The 26,563-nt window shown below is 66.6% G+C and carries 20 protein-coding genes; 11 read left to right on the forward strand and 9 right to left on the reverse strand.

Going from position 1 to position 26,563, the window contains the following annotated elements; all coding sequences use genetic code 11:
- Positions 1-112: 112 nt before the first annotated feature.
- The 7 genes from AC3ERS_RS05650 to AC3ERS_RS05680 all read right to left on the reverse strand — a co-directional run bounded on the left by AC3ERS_RS05650 (position 113) and on the right by AC3ERS_RS05680 (position 9,409).
- On the reverse strand, positions 113-1,690 hold the full coding sequence (locus AC3ERS_RS05650) for a serine/threonine-protein kinase (RefSeq protein ID WP_431964165.1): 1,578 nt from the start codon (positions 1,688-1,690) through the stop codon (positions 113-115).
- A 229-nt stretch (positions 1,691-1,919) separates the two neighbouring features.
- Positions 1,920-3,152 carry a DUF7373 family lipoprotein gene (locus AC3ERS_RS05655; RefSeq protein ID WP_431964167.1) on the reverse strand — a complete coding sequence of 411 codons (1,233 nt, stop codon included), beginning with the start codon at positions 3,150-3,152 and terminating at the stop codon, positions 1,920-1,922.
- Positions 3,153-3,161: 9 nt separating this feature from the next.
- A complete protein-coding gene (locus AC3ERS_RS05660; protein ID WP_431964169.1) occupies positions 3,162-4,334 on the reverse strand; it encodes a DUF7373 family lipoprotein in 1,173 nt (390 codons plus the stop codon).
- 32 nt (positions 4,335-4,366) lie between these two features.
- Positions 4,367-5,575, reverse strand: coding sequence for a DUF7373 family lipoprotein (locus tag AC3ERS_RS05665; protein ID WP_431964171.1), 1,209 nt, complete (start codon positions 5,573-5,575; stop codon positions 4,367-4,369).
- A gap of 103 nt (positions 5,576-5,678) precedes the next feature.
- Positions 5,679-6,866, reverse strand: coding sequence for a DUF7373 family lipoprotein (locus tag AC3ERS_RS05670; protein WP_431964173.1), 1,188 nt, complete (start codon positions 6,864-6,866; stop codon positions 5,679-5,681).
- Positions 6,867-6,869: 3 nt separating this feature from the next.
- Positions 6,870-7,991, reverse strand: a complete 1,122-nt coding sequence (locus tag AC3ERS_RS05675; protein ID WP_431964535.1) for a DUF7373 family lipoprotein — start codon at positions 7,989-7,991, stop codon at positions 6,870-6,872.
- Between the two features lie 212 nt (positions 7,992-8,203).
- Complete coding sequence (locus AC3ERS_RS05680) at positions 8,204-9,409, reverse strand: DUF7373 family lipoprotein (protein ID WP_431964175.1); 1,206 nt, start codon at positions 9,407-9,409, stop codon at positions 8,204-8,206.
- Positions 9,410-9,551: 142 nt separating this feature from the next.
- Here AC3ERS_RS05680 and AC3ERS_RS05685 point away from each other — a divergent pair, with 142 nt between their 5' ends.
- Positions 9,552-10,868, forward strand: coding sequence for an FHA domain-containing protein (locus tag AC3ERS_RS05685; RefSeq protein ID WP_431964177.1), 1,317 nt, complete (start codon positions 9,552-9,554; stop codon positions 10,866-10,868).
- A gap of 33 nt (positions 10,869-10,901) precedes the next feature.
- On the opposite strand, the gene AC3ERS_RS05690 is transcribed toward AC3ERS_RS05685, so the two are convergent.
- Entirely contained in the window at positions 10,902-12,293 is a 1,392-nt protein-coding gene (locus AC3ERS_RS05690; protein WP_431964179.1) for a neutral zinc metallopeptidase, read from the reverse strand.
- A gap of 155 nt (positions 12,294-12,448) precedes the next feature.
- On the opposite strand from AC3ERS_RS05690, the gene AC3ERS_RS05695 reads away from it, so the two are divergent.
- From AC3ERS_RS05695 to AC3ERS_RS05720, 6 genes are all read left to right on the forward strand, one after another.
- Positions 12,449-15,010: an FHA domain-containing protein gene (locus tag AC3ERS_RS05695; protein ID WP_431964181.1), complete on the forward strand. Its 2,562-nt coding sequence runs from the start codon at positions 12,449-12,451 to the stop codon at positions 15,008-15,010.
- A 73-nt stretch (positions 15,011-15,083) separates the two neighbouring features.
- Positions 15,084-16,799: a hypothetical protein gene (locus AC3ERS_RS05700; RefSeq protein WP_431964183.1), complete on the forward strand. Its 1,716-nt coding sequence runs from the start codon at positions 15,084-15,086 to the stop codon at positions 16,797-16,799.
- 175 nt (positions 16,800-16,974) lie between these two features.
- Entirely contained in the window at positions 16,975-17,418 is a 444-nt protein-coding gene (gene rplM / locus AC3ERS_RS05705) for a 50S ribosomal protein L13 (RefSeq protein ID WP_431964185.1), read from the forward strand.
- Positions 17,415-17,915 (forward strand): 30S ribosomal protein S9, encoded by a 501-nt coding sequence (gene rpsI / locus AC3ERS_RS05710; protein ID WP_431964187.1) that lies wholly within the window; start codon positions 17,415-17,417, stop codon positions 17,913-17,915. The genes rplM and rpsI overlap by 4 nt, the downstream gene beginning before the upstream one ends.
- 204 nt (positions 17,916-18,119) lie before the next feature.
- On the forward strand, positions 18,120-19,496 hold the full coding sequence (gene glmM / locus AC3ERS_RS05715) for a phosphoglucosamine mutase (protein ID WP_431964189.1): 1,377 nt from the start codon (positions 18,120-18,122) through the stop codon (positions 19,494-19,496).
- Between the two features lie 1,214 nt (positions 19,497-20,710).
- Entirely contained in the window at positions 20,711-21,589 is an 879-nt protein-coding gene (locus AC3ERS_RS05720) for a hypothetical protein (RefSeq protein WP_431964191.1), read from the forward strand.
- A gap of 45 nt (positions 21,590-21,634) precedes the next feature.
- Here AC3ERS_RS05720 and AC3ERS_RS05725 read toward each other — a convergent pair whose 3' ends face one another.
- A complete protein-coding gene (locus AC3ERS_RS05725; protein ID WP_431964193.1) occupies positions 21,635-23,287 on the reverse strand; it encodes an ABC-F family ATP-binding cassette domain-containing protein in 1,653 nt (550 codons plus the stop codon).
- A 223-nt stretch (positions 23,288-23,510) separates the two neighbouring features.
- On the opposite strand from AC3ERS_RS05725, the gene AC3ERS_RS05730 reads away from it, so the two are divergent.
- The 4 genes from AC3ERS_RS05730 (at position 23,511) to AC3ERS_RS05745 (ending at position 26,545) form a co-directional block, all read left to right on the forward strand.
- On the forward strand, positions 23,511-23,702 hold the full coding sequence (locus AC3ERS_RS05730; RefSeq protein ID WP_067784968.1) for a PspC domain-containing protein: 192 nt from the start codon (positions 23,511-23,513) through the stop codon (positions 23,700-23,702).
- A 115-nt stretch (positions 23,703-23,817) separates the two neighbouring features.
- Entirely contained in the window at positions 23,818-24,126 is a 309-nt protein-coding gene (locus AC3ERS_RS05735; protein WP_431964195.1) for a DUF6802 family protein, read from the forward strand.
- 480 nt (positions 24,127-24,606) lie between these two features.
- Complete coding sequence (locus tag AC3ERS_RS05740) at positions 24,607-24,918, forward strand: hypothetical protein (RefSeq protein WP_431964197.1); 312 nt, start codon at positions 24,607-24,609, stop codon at positions 24,916-24,918.
- Positions 24,919-24,934: 16 nt separating this feature from the next.
- The gene (locus AC3ERS_RS05745) at positions 24,935-26,545 is read left to right on the forward strand and encodes a hypothetical protein (protein WP_431964199.1); all 1,611 of its coding nucleotides are present in this window, start codon (positions 24,935-24,937) and stop codon (positions 26,543-26,545) included.
- Positions 26,546-26,563 lie beyond the last annotated feature (18 nt).

Raw genomic sequence — 26,563 nt, forward strand, 5'->3', positions numbered from 1 at the left:
TTGAACTGGCGAGTGGGCTGGCTTCGCATACCCTACCGAATGGCGCCTTGGAACGCTACAGCGTTAGCGACACTGCGGAGCGTCCGTGAAGCTTGCACGCCTGGTGGTAGGCCTATTTCACTACCTTTGCGATGACGGGCACCATCTTCTCCGCGAGTCGGCCGGGGGACTGGTCGGTCCACACCTGGAACGCTTGCACAGTCGACAGGTCGTCCACCACGACGATTTTCGCCGCACTGTTGAGCAGACTGCTCGGAAGTCCGCGCAAGCCACCGTTTCCGGCTTCGCTGTCACTGCGCAGAACGATCACCACTTCGGAATCCAGGTCGGACAGTGTGCCGCTCACCGACAATGGACGCGGTGACTTCTCCTCACCAACGGCTTTGTACTTGTTGCTGTACCGGAAACCGATGTCCTGCAGGAACTCCGCCTGATCACTCGGATTCAAGATCGCCGAGAGCGTTGCGTTGCCGAAATTCAATGCAGTGACTGTCTTGCCGTCGAATTGCGGATAGTTCTTTCGGACCTCGGCCAGCGTCTCGCCGCCGGGTCCGGCATCGGAAGGGCGAGTGAAGAAATACGTGCCCGCTGCGACGGCGATGGCGGCCACCAACGCGACAATCGCGGGCGCAAGCAGCTTGCGTGCCCGTGACGGCCGGTTCCCGTTACGCAGGGTCGTTACGCGACTCTGATCGGTGCTCTCCTGCGGCGGTTCGTACCTGGCCACCGACATGTGCGGAGCGGTCGGATAGGCGGCGCTAGGCGTGTGGGGTTCCGTCGGCTGGTGGGTAAAAGACGTGCGAGGATCGGTGTCGTGCGCGGGGCCGGGCGCCCGAAAGTGCTGCGCGCCGTACAACGCAGCCTCCGCATCGTGGATGAACTCGCGGCAGGTGCTGTATCTGGCGTTGGGATTCTTCGCCAGTGCCTTTTCCAGGACCGCGTCCAGCCCGTGGGGCAGCCCAGGGCGAGTCGCGCTCAGCTTGGGCGGCTGTTCATGGAGATGCCCCATCATGACAACCGCCGGCATGGTCGACGGATACGGGTTTTGCCCCGTCAGGAGCCGGTACAGGGAGCAGCCGAGACTGTAGATGTCGGCGCGGTGATCGAGACGGTTGCCTAGCAGCTGCTCAGGAGAGGCATACGCCACCGTGGCCATGAAGTTGCCTGTGGCGGTTAGATCCTGGCCGTCTTCGGCGGACTTGGCGACACCGAAGTCGGTCAGCAGCACGCGTTCTTCATCGCCCTCATCAGCGGCGGAGAGCAGGAAGTTGGCGGGCTTGATGTCACGGTGCAGCAACCCTCGCCGATGCGCGTAGTCGAGTCCCTTGCCGACCTCGGAGATGATCCGCAGCGCCCGCTGCGGCGTCATGATCGACGGACCCTTCTTTGCTTCTTCCGCGGCGTCGGTGCCATCGACATACTGCATCGCGATCCAGAGCTGGCCGTTTTCCTCACCGCGGTTGTACACCGCGACGATATTCGGATGATCAAGCCCCGCAGCTAGATTCGCCTCCCGCTCGAAGCGGGCGCGGAACTCGGCGTCGGTCGAGAGTTCGGCGCTCAGGACTTTCAGTGCGTCGCGTCGCGGCAGGATCGGGTTCTGGGCCAGGTAGACCGTGCCCATCCCCCCACTGCCGAGAGTTTGGATCACCCGGTATCCACCCACGATTGCGCCGGGTCGCAACGCCATTCGGTCCTCCTAGCGATATCGAAAGCACGGGCCCCGAGCCTTCCGAAGAAAAATCTAGCAAGCCGCCGTCGGGTGCACGACTCAGATCAGGCGTCGGACGAGGGTGTCCGCGGCGAACATCTGCTCAGGTCGCGCCCGCGAGGAGATCGTCTTTGCCGCGATTCACCGCGCGAGGCCCAGTCTCATCGGCAGTGCGGGACAGCGCGAGCCGGTTGGGGCTCGGCGTCGGTCACCTGCTGGTAAGCAAGGCGTACTGTGCCGAGGTCCGCTGGTGCAGGTCTTGCAGCTGCTTCCCGGATGCCTGCACCACGTAGCGATCCACCTGGAACGTGCAGAAATTCATGAGGACGGTTTCCACGCCATCGGTTTTACGAACGATCGCAAGGCATTCGACGCGATCTCCCAACCCGGACGGGCTGGCGACGATCTTCTGGTCCGGCTTCAGGTCTGCCGACGACTTCATATGCGCCCAGAACTTCTCAGAAGACTTGCTGGTTCGGCTGCGAAACACGACGGCATCTCCGAATGCGACCAGATCGACTTCACTCTGTTCCAACTCGGTGAGCAGGCTGTGGCCGGGCTGCTCCATCAGCGACAAGATGCCGCGGCCGGTGTAAGTTCCATCGGGCTCGCCTCTTGCCGGCGACTCGGGATTGCTCGCGAGCGTGCGCCCGAGGAGGCCCTGGGGGTCGAGCGGAATGCGGGGCAACTCGGCAGCCGGTGTGGGCTGGAACTTGCCGAGCAGTGGGATCTGAACATCGAGCATGCGCTCGACATGTCCGACCAGCGCCGGTAGATCGGGCGCTGCGGTGTCGTCCACGAGCTTTATGAAGACGACATAGCGGTCGTGTACGGTCCAAGAGCCGATCGATGAGACGCCAGGGCGCCAATGAGCCTGGGTATTTGGGTATTTGGCAATCTCGACCGGCTGATTGTCATGGTTGTAGGTGAAGTCGTCGTGCTCTAGCGCCGGCCCAACCGCTGCGGCCGTTGCCGCGTCGGGGAACATCAGCACGGCAATGTTCATTGTGCGCCGCTTTTCGTCTGGAGCGCCACCGGTCGACCATGAATTGACCCAACCGGCGACAAGGTCCTCTGCCACATCGTCGAACGTGTCGTTGATGACAAGATTGCCCAGTGTCTTTCGGTTGAGCACGATGTGCGGGCGAAGAAACCACGCATCCTCCACGTACGAGGGGTCGGCCTCGTAAGGAAGGGCGACATAATCCGCGAGGCGTTGCGACTCACGGGCCCTGGCTTGCTTGTCGCCCTTGGCGTTTCCGATGGTGCGCGGCTCGGTGGGGTAATTGCCGACTTCGAGTGTCGACTTGTCCGGCTCGACGCGCACGGCGGTTCCGGAGATGCTCGCGGAGCACGCGGCCGACCCGAACACCAGCAAGCCCGTTGCGCATACCGCCCAGATCGCCTGGGCTGGCCGCGATCTCGTGGTTCTGAACCTCATTCCTGCTCCCTAGCGATCGTGAGCTAGCAGCTTGTATTGCGCGGCTGCCTTCTGGTGCAGTTCTTGGATGTTCTTGCCCTGTACCCGCGCGACGTACCGGTCGTAGGCGAAGTAGCAGACCGGCGGGTAGCGATCAGTGCTGATCTTGGGACTCTTGGCTTCGAAGCACTTCGCGCTCGGCAGATTGGGCGGGCCGTCGATCGACTTGTACCCCTCGGAGGCTTGGTCGATCAGCGCGGCAATCAACCGCACCGTGCTGGCTGCGTTTTCGGTCCGATACAACCTGCCCGCGGCATTGGCAACGAGATCGACCCCGGCGTCATCGAAGGCCGCCTTCATGCGATCGGGTCGATGTTCGCGGTGCAGAGCGGTCTGTTTCGGTCCGACCGTGGACGGATCCTCGCCGTTGGCGTACTTCTCCTTGTCCTCCAGTGGCAGTGTGCGTCCGAGGAGTCCTTCCGGGTCCATGGGCAACGAAGCGAGTTGATCGACGGGGGTCGGCGTATAGCCTTTCAACATCTCCAGTTGGGTATTGAAGGCTCGCGTGGTGAAATCGATCAGCGGCGCCGTTTCGGAGGGCTCGGTGACCGGGTCTTCGATGTGTGTGTAGAGCAGAAGTGTGTCGCGGGTTAGCCAGGAGTCGAGGGTTCTCTTGCTCTCCGACCATCGCGCCCTGACTTGCGGGTGGTCCGGAATCGTTACCCGCTCGCCAGCGGTGGTCTCTGCTTGCCGATCGGCGATCCGCTGCGCAGCGGTCTCGGCCTGCGCAGCGGTTCCGAAGCGCATGACCTTCATGACAACCTGACGACCGAGCGACGGACTTCGCCGACGCTCGCCGTTGGTTTCCCATCCCGCGATGAGTCCCTCGGTCAAGCCCGAGAATTCCTCGAGGGAGCTCACATGCGGAATGTATCCCCTGAGAACCGAGCTGAGCCGCGGATCTGGATAGATCAACCGCATGTACGCGTACTTTCGATCCACGTCGTATGCCAGCGGAAACGCGTTGCCGATACGCATCGCCTCGAGGGCGAGACCCGTCTTATCCGTCCTGGTGGCATTGACGTCACGAGGTGCCGTCGGGTAGTTGCCGGAGTCCAGCTTCGAGATGTCGACTGCGGGCTCATCGAGGCGATTGTCGTTGTCGCCGCACGCGGCCGTCAGCGCGACGGTGGTTGCGATCATTGCACACAGCGCATGCCGAATTCGCATGAGTATCACTCGCTTTTCGCCAGGACGGCATACTGCGCGGCGGCCCGCTGATGCAACGTGTAGTCGACCCGGCCCGACAAGCGTGACTTCGCCACGACGACCCCGACGTAGCGGCCGAACACGACGGCGCAGAGTTCGTCGAAGTTTCGGTTCTCGTCGATCTTGTCCAACTTCACGCAGCGGGCATCGGGTAGACCCGGTGGTGGCTCGAGCTCCTCATCGTTCTTGCCGATGCGGACAAGCGTGGACTGGAGGCGAAACGCGCCGGCCAAGTCCCGAGCGCGGTACACAACGCCGCCGCGGCGCCCGATCAGGTCGACACCGCTCTCCTCGAATGCCTTCTCGAGCTCGACCGGATTGCGCTCGAAATGCAGCTCGCCTGCGGGTTGGTAGGCGGCGAAGTCCTGGTCGTCGCTGAATGGGTCACTGTAATCCGGCGCCTTCGGTAGCGCGCGTCGCATGATGCCATCCGGATCGAGCGGTGTGTCCAGAATGTCGTCCCAAGCCGGTGGCGTTTGGTTGTCCAATGCGGCGATCTGTTGATCGAGGGTGTTCTTCAGCACGCTCGACAGCGCGGCTCTATTCGGCTGTGGAACTCCGGGATTGGCCAGAATCACGTACGTCCCGTGTGCGAGGAAAGACAGCGCCGTGATGTCGTCGCCCGAAGACACCTTGGCCTGAGGATGGCCCTCGACAGGAATCGAGTGCCGTCCCGGAGCCGCGTTGGTCGCCTGATCGAACTGCTCGACCGCCTTGACGCTCGCGGCCGCGGTGGGGAATCGAAGCACTCCTATATTCAGCTTCTTGTGAGCTCGCGCGTTTCCGTTGGAGCGGGAGACGTAGGCTCCAGCGAGCATGTTGTTATCGACTACGGCGGGCCGATAACTCTCCGGGAAGACCTCGCGGATGAATGGGTACTCAGGTATGTGGAATAAATGGACTTCGCCGACCTCGGAAAGTTCGTTGTCGATATCGAACGGATGCACGACGTGGTTGATCAGGCGTTGTGCTTCGATCCTCCGCAGGTCAGTCTTGTAAGAGAGCGAACTAGGTTCGTAGTCACTAGGTTCTGGCGAATGGGCCCCGGTGTTCAGCGTCGATACGTCAACGGGCGCCAGCCCAGGCAGTGGGTGGCCGACAACAGTCGCGGAGCACCCTGCGCAGGCGACTGTCGTCGTCGCTACCAGCGCCAGCAAGCCGCTTCGAAACCTCATGGTTCCCCCTCGGATTCGCGGACCGAGTCCGCACGACTCAGCGTCGTCCTCACACACAGCATTGCCGCCCCCATAGATCGCGTACTTCCTGCCGGATCCTACGTCAACCCGCTGCACTGTGGGCGAGCAGCAGGTACTGGGCGCTCGTCCGCTGCGCGAGGTCCTGCGGTTGATTCGCCGTGACCTCTGCGACGTAGCGGCCGTGGGAGAAGTAGCAGCGGTGTTCCAGGATGATGCGGGCGCTCTGCGGTGGACCCGAGTCTTCGCGGAAGCATCGAGTCTCGGGGAGGCCGGGAGGGGCGGCTATCGGGTCGTAGCCCGATGGGGCTTGGGCGGCAAGGAAAGCGGTGAGGCGGGCCGCGGCGGCGGGGTCGCCCGCACGGTAGACACGAGAGCCCGCGTAGGCGACCAGGTCGACCCTCGCGTCGTCGAAGGCGCGGCGGGCCAGATCCGGGCGGCTTTCCAGATGCAAAGCGGCGGGCACGGTGTAGGTGCCGGTCACGTCGTCGAGGGTGCCGGGGCGTTCGGCGGCGAGAGTGCGGGCGAGCAGGTCGTCTGTGGGAGTGTCGGCGAATTCGCCGACGGGAGCCGGGGTGAAGCCGCGCAAGAGCTCGAACTGCCGGTCGAAGAGCTTCTTGGTGAAGGCCAGCAGCGGCGCGGGGTCGGGTGGGGTTGCGAGACCGTCGGAGACGAAGGTCCATAGCAGGTATACGCCCTGGGCGGTCCACGACTGCACGGAATCGTGGGCGCTGAGATAGGTGCGGCCGGTGGGGTACCCGGGCATTTCGAGGGTCTGCTTGGGCGGATACTTTTCAATTCCCTTGTTCGCGAGCAGGTGCATGGCATGGGTGGCCTGCTCGGGCGTGCCGAATCGCAGCAGCGCGATGCTGACATCGAGTCCGAAGTTGCGATTCGCGCGGCGGGAACCGCCGGTGTGCCACCCGGCGACCAGACCGGGCACCCGCTCGCCGAAGTTCTCGAGATTGCTGATCCCGCTGCCTCGGTACGGTGGATTCCGGGCTGTGTAGTGGTGACCCGCGAAGTTGGTGCGGCCGTAGACGAGCCGACTATCGAGATCCATGGGCAGCGGGACCAGGCTGCCGAGTCGGATGGATTCCCGGACGGCTCCGCTGTCCGCGGTGCGCAGCGCGGACAGGTCCCGAGGTGCGGTCGGGTAGTTGCCTGGATCGAGAGCCGAGGTGTCGACGCTCGCCTCGGGCTCGGAGCCGCAGCCGACGGTGAGGGCGAGCAGCGCCGTTAGGCAGGCGAAGGCGATGCGGGAACGGGGCATTGGTCAAGCACCCCGCGACAGGATCGAATATTGCGCAGCCGCACGCTGATACAGGCTCGGATCGAATGGCCCGCCGGGCAGCCCGTCGGCTTCGACGACCGCGACGTAACGACCGTGGACCAAGACGCAGGTGTAGTCGTAGCGCGGGTCGAAGGCGTCCGCATCGCGCTGCAGACACTGGGCGTCGGTGATGCCAGGCGGGCTCTGGAAGAGTTGCTCGTCGTCCTGGAGATCGGTGAGGGCGTGCTGGAGGCGGAACGCCGAGTCGAGATCGCGGGTGCGGTACACGGTCGCGTCGTTGCGCGCGACCACGTCGACGCCCGCGGTCGTCAGCGCTGCCTTCAGCTCGGCGCCGCGCGGCTCGAAATGCGCTTGCCCCATAGCGTCGTAGACGCCGACCGGCTGGGCGCGCTGTGAGGTCGGGCTGCCGCCCGCGGGCAGCGGCGGCAACGCCAAACGCATGACGCCGTCCGGGTTCAGCGGCAGATCGAGGATCTGGTCGACCGGTGTCGGCACGAACCCGGACAGCCGTTCGAGCTGTAGATCGAGCATCTTTCGCATTTGTGTCGCGAGGGCGGTCGGGTCGGGCTGCGGGACCGTGGACATGCTCATGATCACCATCGGTCCGCGGGCGGTGAACACATAGCCCTTCTGGTCGTTCGCGGTGGAGGCCAGGACGGCCGGGTGACCCGTGATGTCGAGGGCGTGGCGGTTCAGTGTGAGTTCGTCCATGGCGCGGTCGAATTCCGTTGCGGCGGATCGAGCCGCCTCCTCGGAGGGAAACCGCAGCAACGCGATCGACATGTTGCGCATGGCCCGCAGTTTTTGATTCGAGCGGGTGGTGACGACGCCCGCGATCAGCTGGTTGCGTTCGGCGATCGGCTCGAACTGGGCGGGCAGGGCGCCGAGAGAATCGCTGAACACCGAACCCGGGGCGGAGACAATACGCGTTGTGTCGAGGGCGGACATCTCGCTGTCGACTTCGTACGGCGCGACGAGATAGCTGAACAACCGCCGCGATTCGATCGCGAAGACGTCGACCTTGGTTTCCAACTTCGGCTCGTAGTCGACGGGCGCGGAGGGAAACGGTCCGACTGTGAGACTCGCCGGATCGACGGGAGTCATACCGGGCACGCCCCGCCCTTCGACAGTCTGCGCGCCGCAGCCAGACGTCACACCGGCGATTACGACGAGCGCCGCGGCAGCGAAAGGAAGGGCGCGGAATCCCGAAGCGGGGCGCGGCACGGTTCTCCCTTCGATCGAATGCGCGCGGCGACGGACTTTTTCACAAGGACGTGCCGACGTCCGGGTCCGGCGGGTCCGGTCCGCCGCCGTGCTCACAAACTGTTCGCGAGCAGCGCGTACTGGGCCGCCACTTTCTGGCGGACGTCGGGCTCCTTGTCGCTGGTCACCACGCCGACGTAGCGCTTGTACGGCACGTAGCAGCGGTACTTGTACTCGCGCTCCGGGTCGCCTTTGCTGTTGAGCTGCAGGCATTTCGCGCCGGGGACGTCGTTGGGGGCGCCGATCGGGTCGAATTGGTCGCCGACGGTATCGATGAGGCCGGTGACGAGTTTCTGGGCGGCGTCGTTGTCGCGGGTGCGGGTCACCGAGCTGGCGTCGACGATGGCGATCTTGTCGACGCCCGTCTCCTCGATGAGGCGCTGGGTGGCGGCTTCGTCGTCGGAGGAGTGGATGCCGTGGTTGCCGCTGTAGATGGCGAAGGTGTCCGGATCGGGGGAGTGGCCGCCGCGGTCGGCGACGGCGACGCGTGCCAGCAGGCCGTCCGGATCGACCTTCAAGGTGTCGAGCTTGGCGACCGGGGTCGGTTGGAACTTGTCCAGTGCGGGCACCTGGGCGGCGAAGGTCTTGTCCACCCAGTTCACCAGGTCGGTGCTGTCGGCGCGGGGACGCTGCACGAACAGTGAGATGACGAACTCGCGGTGGGCGAGGAAGGCGCCGACGTTGGGAACGCCTGGGCGCCAATGCAGATAGGCATCGGGGTATTTGGTGGATCCGAGCCTGCGGTTCTGGTCGGAGACGCCGATGTCGGCGTCCTCGAGTTCGCGGGCGGCGAGCTTGGCGGTGGCCTCGTCGGGGAAGCGGAACACGACATTGGTGACCGCGGTGGCGTCGGAGGCGGGGCGGGTCTGCCCGGCGGGATCGGCCTTGTCGGAACCGCTCGCGGCGAACCCGGTCACCATCTTGCGGTTGTCCAGCACCGGTTTGGAGACGTTGGCGACGAAGTCGAGGGCGGCTTCGGTGTCGGTGAGCACGGTGCTGCCGCGGCCGAACTTCAGCGACGGATCGATGCGCACGGTGGGCACCACGGCTTCGGACATGCGCATGCCCTCCAGCAGCGCGCCGTCGCCACCCGAATCCTGGTCGTAGGCATGCTTGTCCACCGGATAGGTGCCCACTTCGAGTTTGCGGACGTCGAGCTCACCTGGTAGCGCGGTGCCCGCCACGCCGCTGCACCCGGTCAACGCACCGGCCGCCACCACACACGCCGCCAAGATCGCGATGCGCGAAGTCCGAACCATGACAGGCCCCTCGTTCCTCCCGTACCTGCCCTTGAAGTTACCCGACGAACGCCGGGCAGAGCGACCGATCAGACACCGATTGCAATACGCTGGGGGACATGGCGACGACCTTGAACCAGACCCCCGGTGGAGGCCGATAACGGTGAAGGATCGGCAGGTCGAGGTCGTCGCGGGAAATCACGCCGTCGCCCGGGTCGCGGGCGCGGTGCTGGTGGTCGCGCATCGGGGCCGGGACGAGCCGACCGAGAACGCGCCGGCCGTCATGGCGCTGGAATCGCTTGCGGAACTGGTCAGAGCGGCCGTCGAGCAACAGCCGAACGGCCCCGGCGCGCTGGTCGCGCGGCAGGCGACGCGCTGGCTCATGAAGCACGCCGAGCAGATCAGCCCCGGCGTGCCGATCGATTTCGGCATTCTCTCCGCCGCGGAGAACGGCGGGGTGGCGATCTTCCTGCACGGCGCGGTGACCGCGGTGCTCGCGGGCGACGACAGGGTCGAGCGGTACCGGGGCAGCGACGCGGCGTTCACCGTCGACCGGGTCGCGTCCGTTCCTGCGCTCGGTGTCGCGCTGTTCGTCGACGACACCAAGGGCCGGGTCCCCGAAATTCCCGAGCAGCGCGGAATCGGCTGGCTGGTCGAGGGCATCGCGCAGGCCGGAGGCGCGATCGTCTGGTCGGACGGTGCCCGTTCGCGTCCGGCGCCGGTCGCGCAGCCGGAGACCGCCGAGCAGCGAGCGCCGCAGCACCACCGCACACCCGCCGCGCCGCTGCCGACCGCCCGCATCGATCCGGAACCGCGTCAGCGGCCCCGACCCGAACCGCAACCCGCGGCGACGCAGGCGTCGACCTCGATGCTGGACTCGGTGACCGACCAGGCCGATCCGCACGAGGCCGACACCCAGATCGGCGGCACCAACCCGGCGCCGCTGCCCGATCCCGATCTGCAGCGTCGCCTCGAGGCCACCGCCAAGGCCACCGCGCTCACCGTGAAGGTGATGGGATTCAAGTGCGCGCGAGCCCATCCCAGCGATCCGCGCGCGGCGTTCTGCACCGTCTGCGGCATGCCGGTGGATCAGACTCAGGCGCTGATCGAGGTGGTCCGCCCACCGCTCGGCATGCTCATCCTCGATGACGGTATGACCTACATGCTGGCCGCCGACGCGGTGCTCGGCCGCGATCCTGAGCACTCCGAGGCGGCGCAGCGCGGGCTGATTCCGCTGAAGGTCGAGGACAACTCCGGCGGAATGTCACGCGCGCACGCGGAGATTCGGCTGATCAACTGGGACGTGACCGTGGTGGACCGCGGCTCGACCAACGGCACCCGCACGCGGCTGCCCGGCTACCGCGACTGGATTCGCCTCAATCCCAACCAGCCGATGATCCTGGTGCCGGGCACCGAGGTGATGATCGGCAACCGGGTCCTGCGCTTCGAACCGGCCGCGCCGCCGCCGTTCGGGGGCTGACGGCCCGATCGACGCGTTCGCGCGGGGCCAGGGCTAGGAGTACCGCGACATGCAGGTGTTCTCGCCGTTGAGCACACCCGCGCGGAAGGCGTCCACCCTGGCGAACCCGCTCGGCACCGTCTTGCCCTGCACGTCGCTGGCCGCCAGGCCGTCGGTGAGCAGCCCCGACACCGCCTCGTCGAGATCGCCCGCGGCCAGGGAGATATCGCCCTGGGTGCGTTGGCGATTCGGGTCGGCTAGCTTGCCGGTGACCACGCCGGCCAGGCAGGCGGCGCGCAGCCCGGTCTTGGCGCCGACCAGCGACTGGCCGTGGCTCTGCTGCACCGCGAGAGTGTAGCGGGCGATGAAGACGACGTAACCGTTGTAGTCGCCGGTCACCTTGAGCGGTAGCGGATTGTCTTCGTCGATGTCGGCGGTGCCGCGTTTGGCCAGTTCGGGGATGTCGGTGGCGATGAGATTCTCGGCGGGACAATAGGAGACCGGTTCAGTGGTGGTGCCGTCGCGGCAGTCGATCTTCGCGCCGTTGTAGTCGTAGGTCGGGTTGTCCTCGACGGGCAGGATTGCGGCGAGCGCCTTGGTGAGCTCGATCAGGCTCTCCTTGTCGATCGGGTACTCGCCGGTGCTGCTGCCCAGCGTCTGCGGCAGACCGCCACGGCGCTGGTTGATCTCGTCGATGTCGATGCTTTTGCACGCCTTGGGGCCATCGGTGAATCCGATCTGCACCGCGGTGACCCGCTCGAACGCGGAGCCGTGCACGCTCTCCGGGTCGTCGGGGTCGGAGTCGCGGATCGCGACGGTGGCGGCGAGCACCGTGTTCAGGCCGTCGGAGGTGTTGATGGTGAAGTGCTTCGACTTGCCCTCCGCCACGTGACGAATGAACGCGCCCGCGAAGCAGTCGGCCTGCTGTTCCTTCACGATCACCGGATCCTTCGGATCGACGATCTTGGCCTGCGCCTGCACGGCGTGCCCGTACTCGTGGGCGAGCACCATGACCACGGCCATCTTGCCGAAAGTGTCCTCCATGGTGGGCAGCAGCACTGAGCGGTCCCACCCGATGGAGTTGTCCAAGCGACAGAAGGCCGCGTTCACCAGTCGGTAGGTGGTCTCCTTGCAGAACTCCGGCGCGTCGTTGCGCGGCGCCTTCGCACTCCAGGAGATGAGCCGCTCGACCGGTTCGAATTCGCCGTCGAACTCCTTGCCGTATTCGCCGCGCCAGTAGGTCTGGATGTCGTCGATGGCGTTGAGCGCCAGGGTGTCGGTCGCGCCGCCGTCGCCGTTGGCCGCGGTGAGGTCGGAGTCGGTCACCCCGGGACGCGGTCCGCTCGGGCCGCTCGTCGTGGGCAGTCCGGCCACCTTGAACGGGTCGTCGTAGACCGAGACCGCGCGGCCGTCCACCTCCCGCGTACATCCCGCGATCAGGGCCATCGCGCACAGCACAACCGTAATGACAGCGGTCGCTTGGAGTTTCGGCAAAGCTCCCCCTAGTCGGCCGGTAGCACGTTCTCGTCGGTCGCCGGATCGGGGCGAGAGGCACGTCGGGGGCACCGCCGATGTCCGGTTGATGGCATAGTATCCGCTGCATGTCTTTACCGGGGGCGCAGACCATCACCGTGCGCCATGATGGAACTGAACGGGTCTTCGATTCGAATCAGAAAGTCACCATGGGCCGTGCGCCCGAGGTGACGCTGTTCGTCGACAGCCCGCTGGTATCGCGGGTGCACGCGACGCTGGCCTGGCAGGGGAGCGGCTGGGTTCTCACCGACAACGGCAGTACCAATGGCGTTTTCGTGGACGCGCGCCGGCTGAGTCAGCCGGTGTCCATCGATCGGCCGACGCAGGTCAGGCTCGGCGACGCGATCAGCGGTCCGCTGCTGCACCTGCTGCCCGCCGCGGCGCCGGTGCGGCACGCGCACACGCCGCCACAACCGTCTTCGCAGCCGCAGCAGGCGGTTCGGCAACGGCCGAGTTACCAGCATCCGAACCGTCCGCCGATCGGGCAGGCATCGCATCAGCCCGCCCCATCGCATCAGCCGCCGACGCCGCATCATCCGCCGCAGCAGCACCAACCTGTCGGTGCGCACCCACCGCCTTCGCAGCCGACGCCGCAGCAGCCGAACTTCAACATGACCACCAAGGCCGACACCTCGGCGCTGCCGCCGCTGCGCACGAGGGCGTCGACCGCGCCGATCGCCAGGGCCGACCGGATCCCGTCCGGCGGCTTGGCCATCGGCCGCACCACCGACAACCAGATCGTCGTCAACGATCCGCTGGCCTCGCGCAAGCACGCCCGGCTCGTCGCGGCCACCGAGGGCCTCACCATCGAGGATCTCGGCTCCGCGAACGGCACTTTCGTCAACGGCACCCGCCAGCAGCGCGCGGCGCTGCGCGAGCGCGACATCGTCACCATCGGCAACGTCGACTTCGTCGTCCAGCAGGGCACCCTGGTGCACCGGCAGAAGCCGGTCGCCGAACAAGGTCTGCACGTGCACGGCGTCGGATTCACCGTCGAGGGCAACAAGCAGCTGCTCGTCGACGTGAACATGCAGGCGGGTCGCGGCACGCTCACCGCGCTCATCGGTCCGTCGGGCGCGGGCAAGTCGACGCTCTCGAAGCTGATCGCGGGTACCACTCAGCCGTCCGGCGGTGTGGTGACCTTCGAGGGCCGCAACCTGCACGCCGAGTACGAGGCGCTGCGTTCCCGTATCGGCATGGTCCCGCAGGACGACGTGCTGCACCGCCAGCTCACGGTGCGCCAGGCGCTCGGCTACGCCGCCGAGCTGCGGCTGCCGCCGGACACCACCAAGGCCGACCGTCAGCAGGTGATCGACGGTGTGCTGAAAGAGCTTTCGCTCACGGAACACGCCGACACCAGGGTCGACCGGCTCTCCGGCGGTCAGCGCAAACGCGCCTCGGTGGCGCTCGAACTGCTCACCGGTCCCTCGCTGCTGATCCTGGACGAGCCGACCTCGGGTCTCGACCCGGCGCTGGACCGGCAGGTCATGGTGATGCTGCGCGAGCTGGCCGACGCCGGTCGCGTGGTCATCGTGGTCACTCACTCGGTGGCCTGCCTCGACATGTGCGATCAGGTGCTGCTGCTGGCGCCGGGCGGCAAGACCGCGTTCTGCGGGCATCCGGCCGGTGTCGGCGGGGCCTTGGGCACCAGCGACTGGGCCGAGATCTTCGCGAACGTGGCGGCCAATCCGGATCAGGCGTTCGCCGCGTACCGATCCAGACAGGCGTTCGCGCCCCCGCCGCCCCCGCCGCCGCGCTACGGGCCCGCGGGCAGCCCGCCGCAGTCGAGCGGGTTCAAACAGTTCTCCACGCTGGTGCGGCGACAGATCCGGCTGATCTTCGCCGACCGCGGCTATCTGGTCTTCCTCTTGCTGCTGCCGTTCATTCTCGGTGTGCTGTCCCTGGTGGTGCCGGGCAAGAACGGTTTCGCGCCCGGCGGACTGACCACGTTGCCCACCGGTGAGATCGTGCGCGTCGGCGGCGGCGAGACCCAGCAGTTGCTCGTCGTGCTCATTCTCGGCGCCTGCTTCATGGGCGCCACCCTGACCGTGCGCGACCTGGTCGGCGAGCGCACGATCTTCTACCGCGAGCGCGCGGTCGGCCTGCTGCCCTCGGCATATCTGATGGCCAAGATCGCGGTGTTCAGCGTCACCGCGTTCCTCCAGGCGGCGGTGCTGGTCGGGATCACGCTAGCGGGCAAGAACCCGCCCGGCGCGGGTTCGTTGTTCTCCTCCGGCAGTGCCGAGCTGTACATCGACATCGCGCTGACCGCGGTGTGCTGTGTGGTGTTCGGTCTGCTGATCTCGAGTCTGGCGAAGTCGAACGAGCAGGTCATGCCGATGCTCGTCGTCATGATCATGGTGCAGCTGGTGATGGCGGGCGGGCTCATCCCGGTCACCGACCGTGTCGTGCTCGAACAGCTGTCCTGGGTGTTCCCCTCGCGCTGGGGTTACGCGGCCGGGGCGTCGACGGTCGATATCAAGACGATCTTCGCCAACGCCCAGCAGGACAAACTCTGGGACCACACCTCGGGAATCTGGATCCTCGACGTGACGCTGCTGCTGGTGATCACCGCGCTGCTCGCGTTCGTGACCTGGCAGCGGCTACGGCTCAAGAAGTCGGCGGCGTGACCACCTACTCGGGCCGCCACGACCTGGGGTCGGCCGGGATCGCGCGCGTGTCGCTCACGCAGCAGGCACACTTATGACTGTGACGGTGCGAGTAGGGGCAGTACATCTCGGCTGGGATGTGGTGTCCGTGGCAGCGGGCGGTCGACGTACTCCGATCCGGCCGGTGCAGGTGGAGGGTACGTACACGCCGCCGGCGTATTTGCTGGCCGATTCGTCGGGACGGCTGCACACCGCGGGCGTCGACCGGCAGCGTCCCGATCTCGGGATGGCCATCGCCGACGTGCGCGACATCCTCGGCCACCCGCAGATCGTGGTGGCCGGGGCGACCTGGCCCGCGGAGATGGTCTTCCGCGCCCGGATGTACAACCCGCTCGCCGCCATCGGCAAATACCTGCGCGGCAAACCGGATGTGGTGGCGCTGCCCTTCCCGGACGGCTGGCCGGACGAGAAGGTCGAGGTGTACGCCGAACTCGTCGAGACGCTCGACGTGGTGGTGGAACCGCTGCCGGAGAGCGTCGCGCTCTCGGGGTACGTGCGGGCCCTCGGTTTGGTGCGCGCGCCCGATGAGCGCAATCCGCGCGGAATCGGCGCCACCGGCGTGTACTCCGACGGCCGCACGATGCTCGTCGTCGCGGTGCACGGGGACGACGAGCAGCCCACCGAATCCGTCGACGTACCGGTGACCAGCGACGCGATGCGCGACGCGCGCTCGGCCGACAACGTGGTGATCGAGGTCATGGCCGCGGCTCGCTCCATCGGGGCGGACACCTCGACGGTGCTGCTGAGCGGCAATGTCTGTTTCAACGAGGCGTTGCGGCTCGCTTTCCAGAACCACCTCGGCCATCGGTTGCATGTCGCCGATCATCCGATGCACGCGCTGGTGCTCGGGGCCACCCATCTGCTGGTGACAGACAGCGAGGCGGGCGAGCCGGAGCAGGGCGGCAGGCATGCCGAGGGCGGGCCGCGCAACGACTACGCCCCGCCGCAGCAGGCGCATCCTCAGCATCAGATGCAGGCGCCGCAGTGGCAGGCGGATGCTGGGCAGCGGGCGCCCGAACCGCCTCAGCGTCCTGTCGAGCCGCAGCGCCCACCGGAAACGGTTCAGCGGCCCGACCTCGGTCCGCCGTCTTCACCGGGATCGCCCGTAGTCACCTACGGCCCCGGCTACCCGACCGCTCCACCGAACGCCGAACCGCCGCCCAGCGAGGAGCCGACCACCCGCGTCACCCGCGAGGATCTGGCGCGCGGTCTCCCGCCGAACCTGGCGGAGCTCGGCAGCCGGTTCACCAGGCCGCCCGGCCAGCACCCCGAGGATCAGCGGACCACCGCGCTGGGTCGGCAGGCGCCCGGCTCGCAGCCGCCCGGTTCCCCGACACCGTACCCGCCGCCCAGCCACCAGGGCTCCTGGCAGGAGCCGTCCGACGAGGACGACGAAGACGGCAAGGAGCGCAAGGGCAAGCTCTGGAACAAGATGAAGGGCAATCTGTTCGGTGCGAACGCCGTGGTGGGCGCGGTGGCGCTTGCCGTCGTGGCCATGCCTTCCGACGGCAACCGGGTCGAGTTCACCGGCGCCGAAGAGCCGGTCCGCTCGGTGATCGGCGAGGTCGTTTCCGTGTCCTGCGGGCTGACGCCGCACGTTGCGCCCGAGGACCGCAGGCAGGGGATCGCCACGGTGCGGGTGCCCTCGTCGACGGAGTCGGAATGCGCGCCGCCGAGCATGGACACGCTCCGGTATGTGGTGCCGGGACCACCGGGCGCGATCGATCCGGGGGCCCCGGTCGAGATCTGACCGGATTCGGGTCTCTCGATACCTTCCTGGTATCGTTCTGCGTTGGCGTGTGGGCGGCCGGGCGATTCCCCGTGGATCACCAGGTCGTACACCGAGGCCCGGGTCTCAACCGGCCGCCGGGGTCACCTCGACCGCACGCTTGGCCGGCAACACCGACTACAGACAGGGAAGCACTGTGCCTACGTACAGCCCCAAGGCGGGTGACGTGACCCGTAAGTGGTACGTCATCGACGCCACTGACGTAGTGCTCGGCCGTCTTGCCGTCCAGGCAGCGAATCTGCTGCGTGGCAAGAACAAGCCGACCTACGCGCCGAACTTCGACGGTGGCGACTTCGTCATCATCATCAACGCGGACAAGATTGCCATCTCCGGCAACAAGCGCACCGACAAGCTCATCCACCACCACTCCGGGCACCCGGGCGGCCTCAAGTCGCGCACTGTCGGTCAGGTGTTGGAGACCCGTCCGGACCGTCTCGTGGAGAAGGCCGTCAAGGGCATGATCCCGAAGAACAAGCTGGGCAACGCCATCGCGGGCAAGCTCAAGGTCTACGCGGGCCCGAGCCATCCGCACGCCGCTCAGCAGCCCGTTCCGTTCGAGATCAAGCAGGTGGCCCAGTGACCGCTCCCGAAGAATTCAACGAGGACTTCGCCGAAGAGGCCGCCGTCGAGGTCGTGGAGGAGGACTACGGCTACGAGGCCGAGCCCGCCGCCTACGCCCCGGTCGTCATCGACCGTCCGGTGCAGACCGTCGGCCGCCGCAAGGAGGCCGTCGTCCGCGTCCGGCTGCTGCCCGGCGCCGGTAACTTCGTGCTCAACGGCCGCACCATCGAGGACTACTTCCCGAACAAGGTGCACCAGCAGCTGGTGAAGTCGCCGCTGGTGACCGTGGAGCGCACCGAGTCCTTCGACGTGCACGCCCGCCTGGTCGGCGGCGGCCCGTCGGGCCAGGCAGGCGCCCTGCGTCTGGCCATCGCCCGCGCGCTGATCGAGGTCACCCCCGAGGACCGTCCCGCCCTGAAGCGGGCGGGCTTCCTGACCCGTGACCCGCGTGCCACCGAGCGCAAGAAGTACGGTCTGAAGAAGGCGCGTAAGGCGCCTCAGTACTCGAAGCGCTGATTTTGGCTTCGTCGATCTCCGCCATCCGGCACCCTGGAGGTGCCGGGGGCGGTATGGTCGGCGCTGCAGCTGTACGAGAGCAGGCTTCCAGCACCGCTGGTCGCCTGCTCTCGTTGTATTGACGTTCGCGGGCCTCGCACGGTTGACAGGCCGACGCCTGCGGGCTCATTCGCATGTCGCGAAACCACCTATGAGGGGCGAGGTATGGGACGTTTGTTCGGCACCGACGGTGTCCGCGGGCTTGCCAACGGATCGCTGAGTCCGGAACTGGCCCTGCGGCTTTCCGGAGCGGCGGCGCAGGTGCTCGGCCGCGGCAAGAAGCGTGCGCTCGCGGTGGTCGGCCGCGACCCGCGGGCATCCGGCGAGATGCTGGAGGCCGCCGTGACCGCCGGGCTGACCGCGGCGGGTGTCGACGTGCTCTCGGTAGGGGTGCTGCCGACTCCGGCGGTCGCCTACCTCACCGGCCTCTACGACGCGTGTCTCGGCGTGATGATCTCCGCCTCGCACAACCCGATGCCGGACAACGGCATCAAGATCTTCGCCGCGGGCGGTCACAAACTCGACGATGCCGTCGAGGATCGGATCGAGGCGCTGGTGGCCGAGGACGCCATGGTGCGCCCGACCGGCGCCGGTATCGGGCGGGTGCTGAACGCCTCCGGCGCGCGCGATCACGGCCTCGTCATCCCGGACCAGTACAGCCTGGAAGGCACCCACGAGCGGTACGTCGAGCACTTGGTCGAAGCCACCGGGCAGGACCTGAGCGGGCTCACCGTGGTGGTCGACTGCGCGCACGGCGCGGCCGCCGAGGTCGGTCCCGCCGCGTACCGCGAGGCCGGCGCGACGGTGTTCGCCATCAATGCCGAACCCGACGGCCTCAACATCAACGACGGCTGCGGCTCGACCCACCTGGAGCAGGTGCAGCGTGCGGTCCGCGAGCACGGCGCCGACCTCGGCCTCGCCCACGACGGCGACGCCGACCGCTGCCTCGCGGTGGATGCCGAAGGCAATGTCGTCGACGGCGACGCGATCCTCGCGATCCTCGCCCTCGCCATGAAGGACGCGGGCGACCTGGTCGGCGACACACTGATCGCCACCGTCATGAGCAACCTCGGCCTGCACATCGCGATGCGCGAGGCCGGAATCACCCTGCGCACCACCGCCGTCGGCGACCGCTACGTGCTGGAGGAGCTGCGCCGCGGCGGATACAGCCTCGGCGGCGAACAGTCCGGTCACGTGGTGCTGCCGAAGTACGGCACCACCGGCGACGGCATCCTCACGGGCCTGCGCCTGATGGCCAGGATGGCCCAGACCCACCGCACCCTCGCCGACCTGGCGAGCGTGCTGCGGACCGTGCCCCAGGTGCTGGTGAACGTGCCGGTCGGCGACAAGGCGGCTGTCGCCGCTGCGCCGGAGGTGCGGGATGCGGTGCTGGAAGCCGAGCGTGTGCTGGGGGATACCGGACGGGTTCTGTTGCGGCCCAGCGGTACCGAGCAGCTGGTGCGGGTGATGGTCGAGGCGACCGATCTGGTGCAGGCCAAGCAGCTTGCGGACGATCTGGCGAAGCGGGTTGCGTCGGTTTAGGTTTCGCTGAGTGATGCGGCTCGGGCGGTAGGATTTCGCACCGCGTTCAGTGGTGGCATCTGCCGCGATACTCCTGGCTCGGTCGGGTCGGTGACGGCGGCTGAGCTGCGGGGTTGCGTGTGTATCCCTGGGGTTCTGCCTGTTCGGATTTGCCTGTCTGCCATGGTTTCACCGTGAGCGGTGCTGGGCGCGTCGTGCGGCGTACCCGGCTTACCTCCCGCTGCCGGGTGGGCTGGTTCGGCTTCCGGCGTGGTCGACCGGCTGTGGTTGCGTTTCGGTCGGGTTGAGGGGGAAGTGATCGCACGTTCGTTGAGCGGCTGAGTACTTCGGACCCGAGCACTTTCGACCTGCCTTGGCTGTCAACCCCCGAACCACCATTTCTCTCCCGTCGATTTCCTCTCCTCCTCCAGCTCTTTGGACGGGACCACAGGCGGTTGACCGGGCTGGGACTTGCGCCCACTCACCTGACCGCGGGAGGTAAGCCGGGTACGGCACGCGACGCGCCCAGCACCGCTTCGAGGAATACCTGAGCACGCACCCCTTAAAGAGGACCCTCAGCAGCGGGAGTCTCGCCTCAGCCACCGCGATCACGCGAGTTGTCGGCGGAATCCGGCCTTGGCGGGCTCGCCTCAGCCACCCCGATCACGCGAGCTGTTCGTGGAATCCGGTCCGGCGGGCTTGCCTCAGCTACCGCGATCACGCGAGTTGTCCGTGGAATCCGGCCGGCGGGCGCGTCTCATCCACTCCAATCACGCGAGTTGTCGGCGGAATCCGGCCTTGGCGGGCTCGCCTCAGCCACTCCGATCACGCACGTTGTTCGCAGAATCCAGCACCAGCGGTCTCGCCCCGCCCACGCCGAACAGGCGAGTTATCTTCCACCCAGCGGCGGTCTCGCCTCGGCCGCGTTGATCAGGCGAGCTGGTCGCAGAACCGAGCGGCGGTCCCACCACGGCCGCCAGATGAGGCGAGTTGGCCGCAGAATCCGGCGGCGGTCTCACTTCAGCGAACACGGATTGCTGAGTTGCCGCGAGCCCAGTCACGGAAGCCTCACTGCACCGGCCGGACAGGGCTGTTGACCTGCAATCCAGCAGAGAGAGCCCCGAATCCGCCACCACGTACAGCCGAGTTGTCCACAGCTCCCGCGTTATCCACCGCCCAACCATTTCCGCAGGTCACCGAAACGCGTTCGCGGCGAGGTGACCGATGGTGGTCTCATGCGACCGGGACTGATGGAAGTTCGAGACAAGCAATTCGGCGCCTTCACCGCCTGGCAGGCCTTGTGCGAGTACACCCGCGCCGAAATGCGCACTCGCGTGGACCGTGGCGATTGGGTGCGCGTGTTCCACGGCGTCTACCGCGAGGCCGCGACACCGCCGACTCCGCAACTGCGGGTCGAGGCGGCGCGGCTGTCGATCGGCGCCCAGTCACTGGCCGCCGCATACGGGACCAGCGCGGAGCTACATGGATTCGCGGTGGGCGAAAGCCGGGCGACACATGTGCTCGGCGCTCAGCGGTCGCGAACCTCGCGTCTGGTCGTGCACAGCGACCGGACCGAGCCGGGCGAACTGGACCTGATCAAAGGCACCGTGACGACGAACGCCATCCGCACCACGGTCGACGTCGCGCGCACCACCGATCGGCTCGACGCACTGGCGACGCTGGATTCGGCCCTGCGCCTCGGGGTCTCCCGTACCGCATTGCTCGCGGAGAGTGAGCGGCACCGAGGACGTCGCGGCTATGTGCAGGCGGTGGAGCTGATCGAACTGGCCGACGGCCGCGCGGAGTCGCCGATGGAGTCGCGGACGCGCCTGCGCTGTATCGACGCCGGATTGCCGCGACCCGAGCCGCAGGTGGACGTGCTGACTAGCAATGGGCTACGAAGACTCGACCTGGGCTGGCCCGAGTGGCGTATCGGCCTGGAGTACGACAGCGCCGCATGGCATTCGGGCGACGCGGCGGCAGCGCGTGACGACCTGCGGCACAACTGGCTCTCGGCGGATGGGTGGACCGTCTACTACGCCACCGCCTCCGACGTGTACTTGCGACCCGAGAACTTCGTAGAACCCATCCGATGCGCGATGAGGGGGCGGTAGCTAGTGGTTGGGTTTCGCATGCTGAAGCCGCGTCGTGCGCGAGGATCAGTCTTCGATGAGCCGCCCGTTGTCCATATGCCAGCGGCGGTTCGCGCGGACCGAGTCAAGCATCCGCCGGTCGTGCGTGACGAGCAGCATTGTGCCGGTGAAGGATTCGACGGCCTGCTCGAGCTGTTCGATCGCGGGCAGGTCGAGGTGGTTCGTCGGCTCGTCCAGCACGAGCAGGTTCACTCCGCGTGCTTGCAACAGCGCCAGCGCGGCGCGGGTGCGCTCGCCGGGCGAGAGAGTGTCGCAGGCGCGCAGCACGTGCTGCCCGCGCAGGCCGAACTTCGCCAGCAGCGTGCGCGCCTCCGCGTCCGGCCAGTCCGGCATTTCCGCACTGAAAGTGTCCGCGAGGGAAGCGGTTCCGCGGAAGAGTCCGCGCGCTTGGTCGACCTCGCCGATCTCGACACCGGAGCCGAGCGACGCGGTCCCCGAGTCGGGCTGGATCTTGCCGAGCAGCAGCGCGAGCAGCGTCGACTTGCCGGAACCGTTCGCGCCGGTCAGCACGATCCGATCGGCCCAGTCCACCTGGGTCGTCACCGGGCCGAGGGTGAAGTCGCCGCGGGTGACCGTCGCGTCGGAGACCGTGGCGACCACCGATCCGCTCCGTGGCGCCGCGGCGATAGACATCCGCAGCTCCCACTCCTTGCGCGGTTCCTCCACCACTTCCAGCCGCTCGATACGGCGTTGTGTCTGACGGGCTTTGGCAGCCTGCTTCTCGGTCGACTCCGCGCGCATCTTGCGGCCCGCCTTGTCGGAATCGAGCCTCTTCGGGTCGCGTGCCTTGCGGCGGGCGTTGCGCACACCGTGCTCGAGCCAGTTGCGCTGCATCTGCGCGCGCGCCTCCAAGCCCGCCTTGGTGTCGGCGTACTCCTCGTAGGCGTCCCTGGCGTGCTGGCGGGCGATCGCCCGTTCGGCGAGATACGACTCGTAGCTGCCGTCGTAGACACCGACCTGCTGCTGCGCCAGATCCAGTTCGACGATCCGGTTCGCGGTGCGCGCCAAGAACTCTCGATCGTGGCTGATCACCATCAGCGGCACTCGCACGCCGGTGACGAACTGCTCGAGGCGAGCAAGTCCGTCCAAGTCCAGATCGTTCGTCGGCTCGTCGAGCAGCAGAATGTCGAAGCGGGACAGCAAGACCGATGCCAGTCCGGCCCGCGCCGCCTGACCGCCCGAGAGACCGGTCATCGGCGTGTCCAGCCCGCTCGCGAGGCTGGAAGTGAGACCCAGCTCCGCGGCGACCTCCTCGGCCCGCTGATCGAGGTCGGCTCCGCCGAGCGCGAGCCAGCGTTCCAGCGCGGGCGTGTAATCGTCCGCACCGCCCTCGGCGAGCCGTTCGGCGGCGGAGTCCATGGCGTGCTGCGCCGCCGTGACCCCCGTCCGTCGGCCGAGGAACTCCAGGACGGTTTCGCCCGGAATCCGATCCGGCTCCTGCGCCAGGTAACCGACCGTCGCGTCCGGCGGGCTGAGGGTGATCGAGCCGGTGGGCGCCGTGCGGTCGGCGAGCATGCGCAGCAACGTCGACTTGCCGGCGCCGTTGACGCCGACCAGGCCGATCACGTCCCCCGGAGCCAGCGTCAGGTCCAGCTCGTCGAACAGGGTGCGTTCGCCGTGTCCGGCGGAGAGTCCGCGCGCATGCAAAGTGGTGCTCACTGGGAGAAGTCTGCCGTGCTCGCGTCAGCGCACCGCACGGGGTCGCACTCGGAAGACCCTCACCGGCCGCCGAGCAGGGCGGGTTCGCGGTCGTACTCGGGGTTCCACCCTGAGTCGAGGCTTCGAGAATTCAGGGTGCCGATGGGTCACCGGACCGATGTGCGTGAGCGCGATTGTGCGGAGAGTGGATGGCACAGCGTTCGACACCAGAGAGGGAAATCCGATGACCGCACCCGCCCGCCGCCTCACCCGCACCTCCCACGACAAGTGGATCGCCGGAGTCTGCGGTGGCATCGCACAGTACTTCGGCTGGAACGCAGGCATCGTCCGGCTGCTGTTCGTTCTGTCCTGCCTGCTGCCCGGACCGCAGTTCATCCTGTACCTCGTTCTCTGGCTGGTGATTCCGAAAAAGTGACCACCACGACCGGGTCGGGGGCTGCGCCAGGGACTCGTGGATGACAGGATGGAGTGATTCCCCGCGTCCTGCGGGAGTTCCGTACCATCGCACGAGTCCCGTCCGAGGAGGAGCCATGATCACGTCCGGCGAGTTCCCGGGCATGGATCTACCCGACATCGACGCGTCCACGCCGTTGGGCGGACTCGGTGCGGTCGAACTGGACCAGCCCACCCAGGACATCAACGCCGACGGCATCCTGGATTCCATCACCACCCAGGGCGACGACGCGATGCAGGTCTGGACCGACTACGACCACGACGGCTTCGCCGACCACGTCACCGTCGTGGAAAAAGACGGCGACTACGCCGCCTGGGAATTCCACCGCCACCCCGACGGATCCTCCGAATGGGTGCGCACCGATCAGGGCAAACTCGGGCAGTAGTCGAGTCCGCCGGCGGGTGCGCCGCCAAAAGCCACCCGCCACCGACTCTTCCGAGAGGCGCCGCGCGGCCTCGTGATTCCGCACCGGCAAGACTCGTCCGACGGCGGTCCCGCACGCGGCCGAAAGCCGAGCGCCCCCAGAGGAACCCGACGATTGCGCTCGCCTCCGACTACACTCCCTCCCATACGGCCCCCGAACGCCGACCCCATGGAGGGGTGAAACAGGCCGCAGGCTGCAATGATCCGCACATCATCCGTGCGGATCATTGGAACCTGCGTCCACGTCCCCACGAGCCCGATTGAGCCTCGTTCCGGCGCCCAGTAAGTTCTCTGTACGACTGCGGCGCAGTGCTAGAGATCCGACGGAACCGAGCAACGCCCAAGCGCGTCGAAGAAAGTAAGGCGATTCTCGGCGTGCCTAGGCTCCCTAGGGTTCCGAGCTGGGGATCGGACGAAGCGACTACGGAGGGGCCCCGTACTGATGACCGACTCGAGCAGCACGCTTGGTGTGAAGACCGGTGAGCTCGGCAAGTTGAGCAACGAGCTTCAGGCGTCGACCGACGTCGTCAAGAATCAGATCAAGAAGATCAGCGACAACCTCTTCGGGCCGGGCGACGCCGGAACGAAGTACCAGAGCAAAGGCAAGGACATTCAGAGCGGGCTCGAAGCGCTGCGGCAACGCATCGACGACTGGTCGAACGCGAGCGGCGCCACCGCGGACGTGATCGGCGCCGCGGTGGTCAGCTACTCCACTGTGGACGAACAGCGTGCCAGCGAACTGAACACCAAGTGACCTGGGGGACCGAAGAATGACTGATGCGCCCGTCTCCAGCACTATCGCGCAGCTGCTGGACTACGGATCGAGGATGCTGCTGTACTTCGAAAACTTCGAGCCGCGCTACAAACGAGCCTTCGGTGACTTGCCCAGCAGCCTGAAGAGCTACGAAGACCTGCACAAGCGGTACTACGAGCAGAACGGGCTGAACGAGGACAAGCTCACGAATACGGTCGACGCCTTGAAAGAGGTCGTCAAGGCGATGCAAGAGCAGTACGGTGCGCAATCGAAGACCTCGGAGAGCATTTCGCAGGCCTGGCAGGGTGACGCGGCGACCGCGGCGCTGAACATGATGTCCACTCAGCTCAGGCTGGCCGACGCAGATGCCAAGATCGCCCAGGAAATCCTCGGGGCTTTCGAAAAGGCTCCGCAGAGCCTTCGTTTGGCCGTCAAAATCAAGTCGGACCAGGTTCTCCAGATTTTGGAGAATGGCGAACATGTAAAGATCGACGGCAAAACGCCGGAGGATGTAGACGCGATCATCTCGGGAGCGGGGGGCGTGTCGTGGACTAACACTTGGTCCGGGGACAGTGAGGCCAATAAGGTCGTCCGTATCTTCCCCGACATGCTGGAAGGGGCCAAAGACGGCTTCACAGGATGGGTCACAAACAATTTCATGGGTGGCGTGATATTCCCGGGCTCGCCCTACGAGCAGATGATCAAAGACAGATGTCAGCACTGGCTGGACAACGTCTTCAAGCCCGATTACACATCGAAGACAACGAAATTCATCGAAGCCTGTGACAAGACGGATACCAAGGTCACGGAAGCTTACGATCTGATCATCACCGCGGTGAAGAAAATCTCCGAGGAGCCGTATCCCCGGCCCGCCGGGACACCCAAGACATCCAATCCCGCACCAGGCAATAACAATCCAGGCCCGAGCCCCGGTCCTAGCCCTGGACCCAGCAACAACCCTGGTCCGAGCACCACGCCGGATGACACGACGACCGACGACGATGACGACGACTCGACGCAATCGGTGTCGTTGGAGGGTCTCGCGAGCTTGGCCGAGTCGCTGTCTTCGGCGGCGAGCACCATTGCCACGGGGTTGAGCTCGGGTCTCAGCGCGCTGAGCGGTGTCATTCAAGACGGCGTCGACACGGCGTTGGAACAGTTGGAAGCGGCTACCACACCGACGGAAGACGACGCCAAGACGGACGAGGAGAACAAGGACGACAAGGCGAAGGCCGAGTTCGATCTCGCGGGAAAGCATGTGACGGTCGAAATGGGACCGGACGGACAGTTGAAGCTGGTCGCCACCGATCCCGATGGCACATCGCACGAATACGGCATGAAGTTCGACGAGAACGGCAATCCGGTCATCACCGATACCGAGCAGAAGCCTGGCGAGGACGAGACTCCTCCTCCCGGGGAGGAGAAGCCCGCCGACGGTGGTCAGAATCCGGAGGGCGGTACCGGCAATCCCGGTGGGTCCACGCCGGTTCCGCCGGGTACCAAGCGGGAAGAGGACGGCGAGTACAAGCCGGAGCCCATTCCGGCGCCTGTCATCGAAGAGGACACCACAGAACCGGAAGAGCCGTTCGACAGCGGTGCGCAGCTGGCCGAGGCGGGACCATTGTGATTCCGGCTCGCGCAGCAT

This window comes from Nocardia sp. bgisy134, from assembly GCF_057708325.1.

Bases quoted from the DNA above. Each gene is read 5' to 3' on its own strand.
- AC3ERS_RS05695 (WP_431964181.1), top strand. From the start codon at position 12,449: ATGTCTTTACCGGGGGCGCAGACCATCACCGTGCGCCATGATGGAACT.
- AC3ERS_RS05665 (WP_431964171.1), bottom strand. From the start codon at position 5,575: ATGAGGTTTCGAAGCGGCTTGCTGGCGCTGGTAGCGACGACGACAGTC.
- AC3ERS_RS05675 (WP_431964535.1), bottom strand. From the start codon at position 7,991: ATGACTCCCGTCGATCCGGCGAGTCTCACAGTCGGACCGTTTCCCTCC.
- glmM (WP_431964189.1), top strand. From the start codon at position 18,120: ATGGGACGTTTGTTCGGCACCGACGGTGTCCGCGGGCTTGCCAACGGA.
- AC3ERS_RS05735 (WP_431964195.1), top strand. From the start codon at position 23,818: ATGATCACGTCCGGCGAGTTCCCGGGCATGGATCTACCCGACATCGAC.
- AC3ERS_RS05720 (WP_431964191.1), top strand. From the start codon at position 20,711: ATGCGACCGGGACTGATGGAAGTTCGAGACAAGCAATTCGGCGCCTTC.
- AC3ERS_RS05660 (WP_431964169.1), bottom strand. From the start codon at position 4,334: ATGATCGCAACCACCGTCGCGCTGACGGCCGCGTGCGGCGACAACGAC.
- AC3ERS_RS05690 (WP_431964179.1), bottom strand. From the start codon at position 12,293: ATGGCCCTGATCGCGGGATGTACGCGGGAGGTGGACGGCCGCGCGGTC.
- AC3ERS_RS05740 (WP_431964197.1), top strand. From the start codon at position 24,607: ATGACCGACTCGAGCAGCACGCTTGGTGTGAAGACCGGTGAGCTCGGC.
- AC3ERS_RS05680 (WP_431964175.1), bottom strand. From the start codon at position 9,409: ATGGTTCGGACTTCGCGCATCGCGATCTTGGCGGCGTGTGTGGTGGCG.
- AC3ERS_RS05700 (WP_431964183.1), top strand. From the start codon at position 15,084: ATGACTGTGACGGTGCGAGTAGGGGCAGTACATCTCGGCTGGGATGTG.
- AC3ERS_RS05670 (WP_431964173.1), bottom strand. From the start codon at position 6,866: ATGCCCCGTTCCCGCATCGCCTTCGCCTGCCTAACGGCGCTGCTCGCC.
- AC3ERS_RS05745 (WP_431964199.1), top strand. From the start codon at position 24,935: ATGACTGATGCGCCCGTCTCCAGCACTATCGCGCAGCTGCTGGACTAC.
- AC3ERS_RS05650 (WP_431964165.1), bottom strand. From the start codon at position 1,690: ATGGCGTTGCGACCCGGCGCAATCGTGGGTGGATACCGGGTGATCCAA.
- AC3ERS_RS05730 (WP_067784968.1), top strand. From the start codon at position 23,511: ATGACCGCACCCGCCCGCCGCCTCACCCGCACCTCCCACGACAAGTGG.
- AC3ERS_RS05655 (WP_431964167.1), bottom strand. From the start codon at position 3,152: ATGAGGTTCAGAACCACGAGATCGCGGCCAGCCCAGGCGATCTGGGCG.